The 13,753-nt window shown below is 67.9% G+C and carries 13 protein-coding genes and 1 pseudogene; 9 read left to right on the forward strand and 5 right to left on the reverse strand.

Annotation, left to right across the window (positions count from 1 at the left end):
* Positions 1-8: 8 nt before the first annotated feature.
* Complete coding sequence (locus ABGB19_RS01200) at positions 9-881, reverse strand: alpha/beta fold hydrolase (RefSeq protein WP_347683142.1); 873 nt, start codon at positions 879-881, stop codon at positions 9-11.
* Positions 882-977: 96 nt separating this feature from the next.
* On the opposite strand from ABGB19_RS01200, the pseudogene ABGB19_RS01205 reads away from it, so the two are divergent.
* Positions 978-1,227, forward strand: a pseudogene (locus tag ABGB19_RS01205) (hypothetical protein); the annotation flags it as partial.
* 1,040 nt (positions 1,228-2,267) lie between these two features.
* Here ABGB19_RS01205 and fdxA read toward each other — a convergent pair.
* Positions 2,268-2,621 (reverse strand): ferredoxin, encoded by a 354-nt coding sequence (gene fdxA / locus ABGB19_RS01210; protein WP_347683144.1) that lies wholly within the window; start codon positions 2,619-2,621, stop codon positions 2,268-2,270.
* Positions 2,622-2,791: 170 nt separating this feature from the next.
* Here fdxA and ABGB19_RS01215 point away from each other — a divergent pair, with 170 nt between their 5' ends.
* The 5 genes from ABGB19_RS01215 (at position 2,792) to ABGB19_RS01235 (ending at position 7,160) form a co-directional block, all read left to right on the forward strand.
* Entirely contained in the window at positions 2,792-3,814 is a 1,023-nt protein-coding gene (locus ABGB19_RS01215; RefSeq protein ID WP_347683146.1) for a nitroreductase family protein, read from the forward strand.
* A gap of 106 nt (positions 3,815-3,920) precedes the next feature.
* Positions 3,921-4,121: a hypothetical protein gene (locus ABGB19_RS01220; protein WP_347683148.1), complete on the forward strand. Its 201-nt coding sequence runs from the start codon at positions 3,921-3,923 to the stop codon at positions 4,119-4,121.
* A gap of 9 nt (positions 4,122-4,130) precedes the next feature.
* A complete protein-coding gene (locus ABGB19_RS01225) occupies positions 4,131-5,033 on the forward strand; it encodes a universal stress protein (RefSeq protein WP_347683150.1) in 903 nt (300 codons plus the stop codon).
* Positions 5,034-5,142: 109 nt separating this feature from the next.
* Positions 5,143-6,135 (forward strand): NAD(P)H nitroreductase, encoded by a 993-nt coding sequence (locus ABGB19_RS01230; protein WP_347683152.1) that lies wholly within the window; start codon positions 5,143-5,145, stop codon positions 6,133-6,135.
* 137 nt (positions 6,136-6,272) lie between these two features.
* Positions 6,273-7,160, forward strand: coding sequence for a universal stress protein (locus ABGB19_RS01235; protein ID WP_347683154.1), 888 nt, complete (start codon positions 6,273-6,275; stop codon positions 7,158-7,160).
* Positions 7,161-7,174: 14 nt separating this feature from the next.
* Here the strand turns inward: ABGB19_RS01235 and ABGB19_RS01240 are convergent, their stop codons facing one another.
* The 3 genes from ABGB19_RS01240 to ABGB19_RS01250 form a co-directional block, all read right to left on the reverse strand.
* Entirely contained in the window at positions 7,175-7,825 is a 651-nt protein-coding gene (locus tag ABGB19_RS01240) for a response regulator transcription factor (protein ID WP_347683156.1), read from the reverse strand.
* 39 nt (positions 7,826-7,864) lie between these two features.
* On the reverse strand, positions 7,865-8,725 hold the full coding sequence (locus ABGB19_RS01245; protein WP_347683158.1) for a universal stress protein: 861 nt from the start codon (positions 8,723-8,725) through the stop codon (positions 7,865-7,867).
* An 81-nt stretch (positions 8,726-8,806) separates the two neighbouring features.
* The gene (locus ABGB19_RS01250; RefSeq protein ID WP_347683160.1) at positions 8,807-9,802 is read right to left on the reverse strand and encodes an NAD(P)H nitroreductase; all 996 of its coding nucleotides are present in this window, start codon (positions 9,800-9,802) and stop codon (positions 8,807-8,809) included.
* A 108-nt stretch (positions 9,803-9,910) separates the two neighbouring features.
* On the opposite strand from ABGB19_RS01250, the gene ABGB19_RS01255 reads away from it, so the two are divergent.
* From ABGB19_RS01255 to ABGB19_RS01265, 3 genes are read left to right on the forward strand one after another with little or no spacing between them, the layout of a single operon-like run.
* Positions 9,911-11,401 (forward strand): AAA family ATPase, encoded by a 1,491-nt coding sequence (locus tag ABGB19_RS01255; RefSeq protein WP_347683162.1) that lies wholly within the window; start codon positions 9,911-9,913, stop codon positions 11,399-11,401.
* A 33-nt stretch (positions 11,402-11,434) separates the two neighbouring features.
* Complete coding sequence (locus ABGB19_RS01260; protein ID WP_347683164.1) at positions 11,435-12,322, forward strand: universal stress protein; 888 nt, start codon at positions 11,435-11,437, stop codon at positions 12,320-12,322.
* A gap of 1 nt (position 12,323) precedes the next feature.
* Entirely contained in the window at positions 12,324-13,697 is a 1,374-nt protein-coding gene (locus ABGB19_RS01265; protein WP_347683166.1) for a wax ester/triacylglycerol synthase family O-acyltransferase, read from the forward strand.
* Positions 13,698-13,753 lie beyond the last annotated feature (56 nt).

The following is a 13,753-nucleotide window of genomic DNA, read 5'->3' on the forward strand; positions in this document are numbered from 1 at the left end:
CGTCCGCCTCACTGCCGGGCAAGGAATGCCAGCACGACGTTCTCGAACGCCGCCTTCGCCTCGATCATCGCCCAATGCCCGCAGTTGGGGAACACGTGCAGTTCGGCATTCGGAATGGTGCGCATAGGAATCAGCGCCATGTCCAGAGGGCTGACCCTGTCGTCGCGTCCCCACGTCAGCAGCGTGGGAGCGGCGACCTTGTGCATCTGCGCCCACGGCAGCGGGGCGTCGCTGGAGCGCAGGAATGCCATCATCTGAGCGAACGCGGCCTTGCCGTACATGCGTCGGGCGGCCGCGAGCGTCTCCGGATCGGTAGCTAGCTGCCACCGCTCTTCGATGAGTTGCTCGGTGACCAGCGACTGGTCATAGACCATGGAGTTGAGCCAGTCGACCAGTCGCTGGCGGGTCGGATCCTCGGTGAACTCCTGCAGCAGTCGGATACCCTCACTGGGGCCGGGGCTGAAGACGTTGGTGCCGATGCCGCCGATCGTGACCAACTTGCCGATTCGGTCCGCATTGCTGATTGCGAAGTTGATCCCGACGCCGCCGCCCATCGAGTTGCCGACGACGTCTACGCGATCGACGCCGAGTGCGTCGAGGAACGGCGCCACGGCGCTCTGCGCGTCGATCATCGGGTGGCCACCGAAGTCGTCGCTGACGCCGAAACCCGGGAATTCGAGGATGACACAACGGAACCGCTGGACGAAGGTGGGTAGTATGCCGCGGAAATTCCGCCAGCCGGTGACGCCTGGACCGGAACCGTGCAGGAACAACAGCACCGGACCATCGCCGACGTCGTAGTAACGAAGCACGCCCGATGGGGTCGTCGCTTCACGCAGATCATTTTCTACTCGGGCGGTGAGCGCGGCGGCGTCGGTCATGGTGCCAGCCTGCCATGTGCGCACGCCGCACCGCCGCAGTGTTCCGTTCATCGGGCATCCCGGTAAGCCGGATGCTCACTGTGCCGCCCTGCCATCGCCGAGTGCCTGCACATCCAGGCGATACCGCAGCCCAACGCGAAGGCGTTCCCGTACCAGACGCCCGACTCGCCGGTGGGCGATACACGCTGACCATCGACGTACCGGACGGGTTACGTTGCGGCGACGTCTATTACGGTCTGATCGTCCCGACCTGCGCCGGCACCCTCGAGTCGTCGTTTCGCAGTGGGCTGCGACGGCGCACCCGGGGGGTACATTCACAATTCCATTCACCCTGGCGCGCTTATAGGCGTGACGCGCGATTGTCACCGGGCCCGTCGCGCGAGAGTCGTCGCACGAGAGATTGGTCCGCGTCGGCTATTAGCGCCGAGAGCGCGCATCACGCGACGTCGTGCGCGCATTACTGAGCCGGCGAGCAACCCACAGCAGAAGCCGGCGATGAACCAGCGGCGCGGTCGTCTCTTTGTCGTAGCAGCGTTGGACGCGGCGAAGCCGCACAGTGCCGCCACGACGGCGACCACCAGGAGGAGAAGGATCAGCGGTGCGATTCCTAACGCCACCGTTCGGCGTCCTTCGAGCCGTCGGACACATCGGCCACGTGGCCGATTCAAGCATCGTATTCGGCCAATCAGCGGTCATGTCGTCATCCGTGACCGAAGTGAGCCTTAACCGTTAGCGGCTGCGCCGGTGCTACTCCGACGGGGCGGGGCGGGCACGCGTCAGGTGGAACTTCTTCTCGCAGTCGCCGCACTCCCACAGTTGGGTCCGCAGGCTCCTGGAGTCGTTGACCACATAGGTCTCCGCGCTGCCACATCGAGGACACGTAACGGGACCGGATTCCATCGCGGTTCGCACTTACCGTGAGCCGTTCTCGTGACGGCAGGACACGCTCCGTCGGGCAGCAACGCCGTCGGCCGTTGGGAAGAATCCCGGAATCACCATCGAGTCCACGCTACGCCTGGCACCCGATCGCCCTCGAAGCGGCCGCAGTTTGCATCAGTTCTGCGTCGATCAACCCGACATTCGCCACACGCCGGGGTTGGCTGTCGTCAGGTTTGCTTGGCGTAGCGGACCAGGAAGGCGAACGAGACGAACGCCGCGCCGACGCCGACCACGGTCCACAGCACGAACGGGAAGATCAGCGACACGGGGGACACGCCGACACCGCTGAGCACCGTCGCCGATCGACGCGGTTGACCTGCTCCTGGAGGTTGATGGGCACGATGTTCACTGGTGAGTCCTTTCGTCATGCACGCCGGTTCGGCGTCGTCATGGCGACAAGTAGAGCCAGCGCGACCGGCTACCGATCCCAACAACCTGGGGCAGCGCTCAGTGGGCGGGCGACGGCTTCGCGGGCATCGAGGCCACCAACGGAGTGTCGACACCCACTCGGCCCAGCTCGTATGCACCGCCCGGTGCCCCCAGTGGCTCGTCGCGGCCGGGCAGCACGGAGGTGAAGAATGCGGCGTTGTCGGCCAGGTGCTGCCGGTCCTCCTCGGGTAGGTCGGCCTCGTACTCGATCGCTCCGACGCGGCAGATCAACTTGCACGCACCGCAATCCACGCATTCGTCCGGGTTGATGTAGAGCGAGCGCGCCCCCTCGTAGATGCAGTCTGCGGGGCACTCCTGCACACACGCCTTGTCCATCACGTCCACGCATGCTGAACCGATCACATAGGTCATGCCGCGAGGGTAGGAGAACTGCCAGGTCAGAAGGAAAGGCCCATCGCCACCGAAGGCGGTGACTTTGGTCCCCGCGCGTCTCTTGTCACTCGCGGGGAGGGACGAGAGTAACCCGACATATGGGACTTGGTGCCCTGTGTGCGCGAAGGCAATCGCGTGACTATGTCAATGTGACGATCCTCGACCGAACCGACTACTCCACGACGGCGCAGTTCCCCGATGCCGAAACCATCAGGACAGCGCTGACATTGGCGACGCGCGCGCCGTCGGTGCACAACACCCAGCCGTGGCGCTGGACGGTGGGGGAGCACAGCCTGCATCTATTCGCCGATCCCGCGCGGCAGCTGCCCCATACCGACCCTGACCGACGCGAGTTGATGGTCAGCTGCGGAATGGTGCTGCACCACGCGGTCGTCGCGCTGGCGGCGCTGGGTTGGCGAGCGCGGGTGCACAGGTTCCCCAACCCGGCCGACCCCGTGCACCTGGCGTCGCTTGAACTCTGCCCGTCGCACGTCGGCAACCACGACGTGACGCTGGCCGCCGCGATCCCGCGCCGGCGCACCGACCGCAGGCACTTCAGCTCGTGGCCGGTGCCCCACGCGGACATCGCGACGATCGGCGCACGGGTCGCCCGGATGGGCATCCAGCTGCGCCACGTCGAGATGTCAATGGACATCAGAGCCATTGTCGCGGAAGCGGTCTCGCGGCATACTGACGACGACGCCTATCTCGCCGAGTTGAGTGCGTGGAGCGGACGGCACGCCTCGACGACCGGTGTGCCGGCCCGCAACATCCCCGAGTCCGACCCCATCGCACCATTGCCAGCACGTCTTTTCGCCGCCGGTGCGCTGAGCCAGCCCGAGAACACGTCTGCTCGTGACGACCACGCGGTCCTGCTGGCCCTGGGCTCGGTGTCCGACGACGATCTGGCCCGGCTGCGGGCCGGGGAGGCGGCCAGTATGGCGCTGTTGACCGCGACGTCGTTCGGCCTGGCGACGTGTCCGGTGTCCGAACCCTTGGAGATCGCCGAAACCCGGGACGCTCTCAGGTCCGAGGTCTTCGACGACCGCGAGTATCCCCAGATGATGCTGCGGATCGGCTGGGCACCGGTGGGGGCGGACCCCCTGCCGTCGACGCCGAGGCGGCCGATCGATGAGGTGGCGACGACGTTGGACGGGGCGCCACTGCCCTGACCGAGCGGGTCACATTCGTGGCAGAGGACTTTCGGAGGACTCTCGGACCATCGCCGGTGACTTTGGTCCGTAGCCGCGCGATCTCGCGGCCGCAGAGACTTGCGCCATGACCACATTCGCCGAACCGATGGTCCACGACGAACTCGAAGCCGTCGTGTCGAACTTGTGCACCAGGTTCCCCGGTCGGTCACGTTCTGAGGTCGAGAGTGTGGTGGCCGCCGTCTATGCGGACCTGGTCGCGCAGGCGAGGGTCACGGCGCACCTGATTCCGTTGACGCAAAACAAGAGCCGACGACTGCTCGCCTAGGAGGTTGACGTGAACCCAGCCACCACGCCCGCGGAGCCGACGGCGCACGGCATCCTCGTCGCCGTCGACGGCTCCGCCACGTCGCTGGAGGCCACCCGGTGGGCCGCTCACGAGGCCGCCCTGCGACATGTCCCGCTGACGGTCGTGCATGTCCTGCCGTACGTCGAGGTCGGTCCGTGGGTGGACCTGCCCATCCCGCCCGAGTACTGGGAGGAGCGTGACCGGCGCGGCGAGAAGATGGTGGCCAACGCGCGTCATGTGGCGGAGACGGCCGTCGCCGGCCCACACGAGATCACCCTCGCCGAACGCGTGGTCTCCGGCGCGACCGTGCCGACCCTGGTCGATCTGTCCAAGGACGCCGACCTGCTGGTGGTGGGTTGCCGCGGGCTCGGCGGTGTGCGCAAACTGCTGCTGGGCTCGGTCAGCTCGGGCTTGGTTCACCATGCGCACTGTCCCGTCGCGGTCATCCACGACGAAGCCGCGGTGAGCATGCAGGCCGAGGGCGCGCCGGTGGTGGTCGGAATCGACGGGTCGCCCGCATCCGAACTGGCCACCGCACTCGCCTTCGACGAAGCATCGCGCCGCGGTGTGGCGCTCGTTGCCGTCCACACCTGGTTCAACAGCACCGATTTCGGCATCGACGTGGCGCTTCCCGCGCTGGCGGCCCAGGCCGACGAGGAACTCGCCCAACGGCTGGCCGGCTGGTGCGAGCGCTACCCGGACGTGGTCGTACGCCGCGTCGTCGGGCAGGACGATCCGGCACACCGGCTGCTCGCCGAGAGCGAGCACGCGCAACTGCTGATCGTGGGCAGCCACGGACGCGGCGGCTTCGCGGGCCGGCTACTGGGATCGGTGAGCTCGGCGGTCGCTCAGGCCGCGCGGGTACCGGTCATCGTCGCCAGGCAGTCGTAGCCGCGGTCCATTAAGTCCCTGCCGGTTGGGTCTTTGGACCCTGCGATTCGGGGTCGCGAACCGGCACCCTGGTCGGAAGAGCACTCAATACATCGAGGTGTAACCGCCAGTGAGCGCACATTTTCCCGACGCCGAGACAATGCGTTCGGCGCTGATGCTGACCGTACGGGCGCCGTCGGTGCACAATTCCCAGCCGTGGCAGTGGCGGTTGGGTGACCGCAGCCTGCACCTGTACGCCAATCGTGCCCTGCAGTTGCCACACACCGATCCCGATGCGCGCGACTTGATCCTCAGCTGCGGCGCCGCCCTCAACCACTGTCAGATCGCGTTCGCGGCGTTGGGTTGGCAGGCCAAGATCCATCGCTTCCCGAATCCTGACGAGCCCGACCACCTGGCCGCACTCGAACTGCATCGCCATCCGGCTGGCGACGCCGACATCGCGTTGGCCGCGGCCATCCCGCGCCGGCGCACCGACCGGCGTCGGTACAGCCAGTGGCAGATCGCGCCCGGTGACATCGCGCTGATCGGATCTCGTGCCGCCCGGATGGGAGTGACGATGCGCCGGGTGGACGACCTGCCGGGACTGCAGAAGATCGTGGCCGAGGCGGCCTGGCAACACGCCGCCGACCACGGCTACTCGGCCGAATTGGCCGCGTGGAGTGGACGGTACGGCGCCGCCGCGGGAGTGCCCGCCCGCAATACTCCGAAGCCGGATTCGCGTGCGCCGATACCCGCTCGGTGGTTCGCGGGGCCGGCTCTGGCCCAACCGCCGGGATCGGAAGCGGAGATCGACAACGCCGTCGTCGTCGCCCTGGGCACCACCGAGGACAACGAGTTGTCCCGCCTGCGTGCCGGCGAGGCGACAAGCATGGTCCTGCTCACCGCGACGGCGCTCGGGCTGGCAAGCTGCCCGATCACCGAGCCGTTGGAACTGGCGCAGACGCGTGACGGCGTACGCGAGCACGTGTTCGAGGACAGGAACTATCCGCAGATGCTCCTGCGGATGGGTTGGGCACCCGTCAACGCCGACCCGCTGCCCGCCACCCCACGGCGCGCTCTCAGCGAGGTGCTGGTTCGACTGGACGGGTCGCCGGTCGGCTGATCCGAGCAGCATTGCCGCCGAAGGCCCTTGGGCCTTCCGATTCGTGACCAACGACTCCGTTTTGGGTCGGGTCGGGTCGATAGTTTTACTTCGAGCGGTCGGCGGTGCCGATCGTCGAACCGGACGAGGAGCCCGAAATGCCGAGCCCGACCACACATCACGGCGTTCTGGTAGCAGTCGACGGCTCGCCGGCCTCGAGGGTCGCCGTGGACTGGGCGGCGCGCGAGGCCGCGTTGCATCGCCGTCCGCTATCGATCGTTCACGTGATCCAGTCACCGGCCGTGCGGATGTGGCCCGAGGTCCCGATGCCTGCCGAGCTCGTCGCGCGCGCGGCCGAACAGGGCCGTGCGGTCCTCGACGCGGCGAAGGAAACCGCGAAGAATGCCACCGTCGGAGAGCCGATTCGGATCACGACCGAGATGATCACCGCCGGTGTCCTGCCCACCCTGATCGACCTCTCGAAGGACGCCGGCATGATCGTGGTCGGTTGCCGGGGCCTGGGAGCGATCGGACGACGGCTGCTCGGTTCGGTGAGCTCAGGTCTGGTCCATCACGCGAAGTGCCCCGTTGCCGTCATCCACGACGAGGATCCGCTGATGCCGCAGCCCGCCACCGCGCCGGTCATCGTCGGGATCGACGGTTCGCCCGCATCGGAGTCGGCCACCGCGATCGCGTTCGAGGAGGCCTCGCTACGGGGTGTCGAGCTTGTCGCGATCCACGCGTGGAGCGACTTCACCGTCTACGAGCTGCCCGGATCCGAACTGCCGGCTCTGCAGGGACAGGCTGAGCAGACGTTGGCGGAGCGGCTGGCCGGTTACGAGGAACAGTATCCCGATGTCCTGGTCCGGCGGGTGGTCGTGATGGACCGGCCCGCGCACAAGCTGGTGGAACTGTCGGAGGAGGCGCAGTTGACGGTCGTCGGCAGCCACGGCAGGGGCGGTTTCGCCGGGATGCTGCTCGGTTCGGTCAGTGCAGCGGTCGCCGAGTCAGCCCGGATGCCCGTACTGGTGGTCCGGGCGTCCTGAGCGGGCGGTGGGCGTCACTCCTCGACGCGGTGCTGGGAATGCTCGAGCTTGGAGATGAAGACCGCCGCCTGCGTGCGGCGTTCCATGCCCAGCTTCGCCAGCAGCCGCGACACGTAGTTCTTGACGGTCTTCTCCGCCAGGAACATCCTCGCGGCGATCTGCTTGTTCGTCAGGCCCTCGCCCAGCAGGTCGAGTAGGACCCGTTCCTGCTCGCTGAGTCCGGCCAGGGGGTCGGACCGCTCGGCGGACCCGCGCAACTTGGCCATCAACGCCGCCGCCGCCCGATTGTCCAGCAGGGAACGACCGGCGCCGACATCCTTGATCGCCTGGGCGAGTTCCATCCCCTTGATGTCCTTGACCACATAGCCGCTGGCCCCGGCCAAGATCGCGTCGAGCATCGCCTCGTCCGACGTGAACGACGTCAACATCAGGCAGCGCAGATCGGGCAGGCGCGAGAGGAGTTCGCGACACAGCTCGATGCCGTTGCCGTCGGGCAAACGCACATCGAGGACCGCGACGTCGGGTTGCAGCGCAGGGATCCGCGCCAGCGCCTGGGCCGCGGAGCCGGCCTCACCGATGACTTCGAGTTCGGGATCGGCGCTGAGCAGGTCCACCAGACCCCGCCTGACGACCTCATGGTCATCGACAAGGAAGACCTTAACCATGTGTAGTCCTCCTCCGAGGAGACGACGCCATTCCTGCGCTCACAATACGATCTGCGGTTGGCAAAGTAACACCGAACACCCCGCTTCATGCAGCGATGCGTAGCCGGGCGCTGCGAAGAGGTCTCCGATGCCGTGGGCTCGTTCGTGGCTGACGACCAGCAACTGGATCCGGTCCGCGTACCCGGCGAGGTAGTCCAGAGTCGATCCGTGCACCGTCACGGCCTCGATGTCCATGGCGGGGTAGCGCCTGCGCCACTGCGAGACGTGCCGGTCGAGTCGTGCCTCGGCCAGCCGACCGCCGTCGGCGACCCCTCGGGTGTCGTAGTCGCCGACCGGGGACCGCCAGGTGCTGACGACGCGCAACGGCGCCGCGCGCAACAGCGCTTCGTCGAGGGCCTGCTGCAGGACCACGTCGCAGCCGGGCGAGTCGTCGACCTCCGCGACGATCCAACCCTGCTGGGCGGGTTGCGGGTCGAAGCCGCGCACGATGGCGACCGGGCAGTGCGCCGCGGTCGCGACCGCCGCAGCGGTCGACCCGAACCGGGACCCGCTGCCGTGGTGGTGCCCCATGTCCCCGACGCAGAGCATCGCCGCCCATCTCGACGCGTCGATGAGGGCGCGGATCGGGCGGCTCTGCAGGATCTCCACCTCGACCTTGACCGGCTTTTCCGTCGATTCCACGGCCGTGACCGCATACCGGATCGCGATCTCCCCGGCTGCCAGGTCGCGCGCTGCCTGCTCGGGATCTCGATCGGTCTCGGGGTCGACGGCGTACACGAGCCGGAGCGCGATGTCGCGGCTCACCGCCTCGTCGACAGCCCACAGGGCCGCATCCAGGGCGGACCGCGAACCGTCGACGCCAACGACCACGGACGGCGCAGAGGCACGCTTACGTTCCATCTGCGACTCTCCTGATCGGGTGGAGGTCGCGCGAATGATGGTGCAGCCCGCAGTGTCCGAGTCCCATGATCTCCCGAGTGGTCACTTGTTCTTCGACTTGATCTCCAGCACCTCGTCGACCGGCCGCCGGGGTGTGGCCGGCGGCACGTCCTCGATCTCCGGCGCGAGGCCGACGCGGATCAGCAGCTGGGGTACGGTCGGCTGCCCGATCAGTGCGGCGACGACGTCGCGGCTGGCCTGCAACTCGGTGATGTGGGTCAGCGTGCACGTGGCAAGCCCGGCCATGGTGGCCTCGAGCAGAACAGCGGAGAGCATCTCGCCGCACTCCAGAACGCTGACACGTTCGTTGTCGACCGTGGACAGGACGAGGATCTTCGAGTGGTCCTGCCCGAAGCTGGTCCGCCGCTCCTGGGCGTGGCGCGCCACCGGGAAGTTTCGTCCCACGTCGACACGGTCGCCTTCGGCCGCGGACACCAGCGAGCTCGGCGGAATGCCGTCGGTGATTTCGAACGGCGCTGTCCACCATTCCATTTCGGAGTGGTAGGACGAATCGTAGAGCCGGAGGGCTTCGGTGAGCTTGGAAGCTTCGGCGAGCTCGGGGCGCAACTCGTCGGCGACGACGTCGAGGCGCACGGCCTCGGAGGTCACCGCGCGCCGCAGTGTCGACTCGACCGCGGGCCAGTCCGGCGGCTCGGCGAACGGCAGCCGGTCCGTCCTGCGCAGGAGAATCGCGTCCGCCCTGCGACGGTGACCGTCGGTGACGAAGTCCATGGGGGAGAAGTCGACCGACGCCAGGTGCAGCGACTTGTTGGGGTTGGGATAGCGGTCGACGTTGGCCTTCCAACCGGCGGCCGCGATCGCCACCCGGAAATGATCGAGGACCGCGCCGCAACCGAGCAACGCTTCGCGGCCCGAGTGATCGGTCGAGTACAGGACGCGATCCTTGTCGAGGAACAGCTGGACCGAGGTGTCCTCGATCACCCAATGCCACGGCTGGCTGTTGTACAGCGACGGCGCTCGGCAGGCCAACTGCACAGCATTCCTGATGACGTCGGTTTCGACGAGGGTGTCGCGCATACCTCGATAATCCGATCTGAGCAGGCGCTGGAACCAGGGCCAATGGTCCCAACCGGCGGGCCTTCCGGCCCTGTCACGGCGTTCGCGCCGTGACGGACGATTCATGCCATGAGCGCTGCGGCATCGGTGACCGACAGGGTCGACGGGTCCACGACGGCAGGCAATCTCGATGCCCAGGTGCGCGAGACGCACACCGGCCTCGTCGTCCTACTCGGCGACAGGGCCTTCAAGGTCAAAAAGCCCGTCGCGACGGACTTTCTGGACTTCAGCACACCGCAGAGCAGGGAACAGGCCTGCGCCCACGAGGTCACCCTCAACCGCCGGCTGGCTCCGGACAGCTACCTCGGCGTCGGACATTTCACCGATCCGGGCACCGGCATCGCCGAACCGGTCATCGTGATGCGGCGCTACCCCGATTCGGCGCGGCTGGCATCGCTGGTGCGCAGCGGCGGTCCCGTGCACGACCATCTGGACGCCATCGCCGAGAGGCTCGCGGTGTTTCACCGGTCGGCCGCCCGGGGTGCGGCCGTCGACGCGTGCGGTGAGGCCGACGCGATCGCCCAGCGGTGGCAGGACAATCTCGACGAGCTGCAACACCACGCCGGCACGGTCATCGATGCGGATTCGCTCCGTGACGTGCGCCGCCTGGCCGAGCGGTTCATCGCGGGACGGGCGGCCCTGTTCGCGCAGCGCATCGCCGAGCGCCACATCGTCGACGGGCACGCCGACCTCTTGGCCGATGACATCTTCTGTCTCCCAGATCATTTCGCAATACTCGACTGTCTGGAGTTCGACGACAAGCTGCGCTATGTCGACGCGATCGACGACGCGGCGTTCCTCGCCATGGATCTCGAGTTCCTCGACAGGGAGGATCTCGGCGAGTTCTTCTCGGACGCCTACCGGCGGCATGCCGCCGACCCGGCGCCCAGGGCGCTGCGCGACTTCTACATCGCCTACCGCGCGGTGGTCCGTGCCAAGGTGGACTGCGTCCGGGTGATGCAGGGACATCCCGAGGCGTCCGCCGACGCCCGGGCGCACATCGACATCGCGCTGAAGCACCTGAGATCTGGCACGGTGCAACTCGTCGTCATCGGCGGCGGGCCCGGAACCGGCAAGAGCACATTGGCGAGTGCGCTGGCCGAACCGCTGGACGCCGAGGTGATCTCGACCGACGACGTCCGGCGGCAGATGATGGAGACCGGTGCGATCACCGGAACGGCAGGCGCATTCAACGCCGGTCTGTACGCCCCGGCCAACGTCGCGGCCGTCTACGACGAGGTGCTGCGGCGCGCCGACACGACACTTCGCGGCGGCCGGTCGGTGATCCTCGACGGGACATGGCGAGATCCCGGTCATCGCGAGCGGGCGCGTGCCCTTGCCGAACGCGCGAGTTCCCCCGTGGTCGAACTGACCTGTTCGGCGCCGCTGGACGAAGCCGCCGCACGGGTCGAGACCAGGCCCGCGACCACCTCCGACGCGACACCCGGGATTGCCGCGGCGATGCAGTCCGGGTCCTACGGCGGGCATGTGATCGACACGACGCGTCCGCTTGCCGAGTCGGTGGCGGAGGCGCAGCAAGTATGTTGCCTGGCAATATGATTCGCTTCCCTCGAGCTGGTCAAGGAGAACCCAGTGCCCGATGACGACAGCCCGGTGGTCGTTGGAGTCGACGGTACCGACGAGGCCGTCGGCGCGGCGCGGTGGGCGGCGGCCGTCGCGCAGAAGTTGACCGCCCCACTTCACATCGTTCACGCCAAACCCTATTCCGGGCACAACTTCTCGGATACGCTCGCCGCCATCCGCGCTGCCGATATCACTGCGCTGCAGGAGGCCGGTCCGGTCGTCATCGAGGCCGCCGAGCGCGCCGTCCGCGCCGACCACCCGGACCTGGCGGTCACCAGCGTCCAGTTGCCCGATCCGATCGACGAAGCGCTGGTCGGCCTGAGCCGACATGCCCGCATGATCGTCCTGGGTTCGGCCGATGTCTCCGTCAGTGCGGCCGTCCTCGTCGGTTCGACCACGCTCGCCGTGGCATCACACGCCGTATGCCCGGTGGTGGCATGGCGCGGTGACGTCGTCACGCCGACCGATCAGCCGATCGTGCTGGGAGTCGACGGGGACGACGACAGCCGGGTCGCGATCGGAGCGGCCTTCGAACTGGCCGAGCGATTCGGCGTCGGCATCGTCGCCGTCCACGGCTGGTCGACCCGCCGGCCGCCGGGAGAGGTGGTGATCCCGGTGCTCATCGACTGGGACGCGGTGGCCGCCGACGAACTGAAGGGTCTCACCGAGACCATGGCACCCTGGCGGCGCCTGTACCCCGGCGTCGAGGTGACATGCACCGTGCACCGGGACAAGCCGAGCAGTGCGATCCTGCGGCACGCGGCGGATGCCCAACTGGTGATCGTCGGCAGCAGGGGACGGGGCGTGCTCGCCGGCGCCATTCTGGGGTCGACGGGGCTCAACCTCCTGCATCATGCCCCGGTTCCCACGATGATCTGCCGATCCCAAGGGGAGTGAGATGACTGCCGCAGAGCGCTTGACGACCTTGGACGCCAGCTTCCTCGAGGCCGAGGACTCCGACCGGCATGTCAGCCTCGCGGTCGGCGGGCTGTCCGTCATCGAGGGACCGCTGCCCGACCTGGACGACTTCGCAGAGGGATTCGCGGCCAGAATCGTTACCCTGCCCCGCTTCCGGCAGGTCCTGCGCACGCATCTGCTCGATCTGCAACCCCCCGAGTGGGTCGAGACGACCGATCTCGACCTCACCCATCACATACACCGGGCGGCTCTGCCCCATCCGGGCGACGAGCAGGCCTTGTACCGGTTCGTCGCCGACGTCATGGAGCGGCGGTTGGACCGGGACCGCCCGCTGTGGGAGTGCTGGATCATCGAAGGGCTGGCCGACGGTCAGTGGGCGGTTCTCACCAAGATCCACCACTGCATCGCCGACGGGATCGCGACCATGCACATGATCTCCGCCCTCAGCGACGAGGGCGAAGGGGAGACCTTCGCAACGAGCATCCGTGCCGCGAAAGCCGCTGAGCACCAGGCCGTTTCCTGGCCGAAGCTGACCTTGAACCCGCTGTCCTGGGCCGGCGCCGCCTGGCATCTCGCGGCGAGCGCGACGAGCGCGGCGGCGTTGGCCGTCGAGGGGGCGGTGGAGATAGTGGGCGGTTTGGTGAACCCGGCCGCCGAGTCTTCGTTGAGCGGGCCCGTCACGACCATGCGGCGCTACAGCGCTGCCCGAGTGCGCCTCGAGGACGTCAACGAGGTGAGCGAGGCGTTCGGCGTCACACTCAACGACGTCGCGCTGGCCGCGCTGACCGACAGCTTCAGGGCCGCCCTGATTCGCAGAGGAATTCGGCCGCAACGCAACTCGTTACGCACCCTGGTGCCGGTGTCCGTGCGCACCAACGAGGCGGCCGGGATCACCGACAACCGGGTCTCTGCGATGCTGCCGTTCCTGCCGGTCGAGAAGGAGGACCCCGTCGAGCAGTTGCAGGCGGTCCACCGGCGACTGGCGCGGGCGAAAACCAGTGGCCAGCGCGAGGCAGGCGCCATCGTCGTCGCCGCCACGAATGTCGTGCCGTTCCCGCTGACCGCGTGGGCAGTCCGGGCGCTCACGCGGCTGCCCCAGCGCGGTGTCGTCACGTTGGCGACCAATGTGCCCGGGCCCCGGCGGCGGCTGCGGATCATGGGCCGGGAAGTGCTGCACGTGCTCCCCGTTCCACCGATCGCCCTCGGGCTGCGGACGGGGGTGGCGATCGTCAGCTACGCCGACGAGCTCGTCTTCGGCATCACCGCCGACTACGACGCGACGCCCGACGTCGACGAGATCGCGCAGGGAATCGAGGGCGGCGTCGCGCGACTGCTCGAGAAGTGTCGGCCCTGAGCGCCGACCGGGCCCAGGCGCGCGAGGTCGTGCTTGGAGGACTTTCGGCCATCCCA

It is taken from the genome of Mycobacterium sp. B14F4 (assembly GCF_039871645.1).
In the GTDB taxonomy this organism is placed as follows: Bacteria; Actinomycetota; Actinomycetes; order Mycobacteriales; family Mycobacteriaceae; genus Mycobacterium.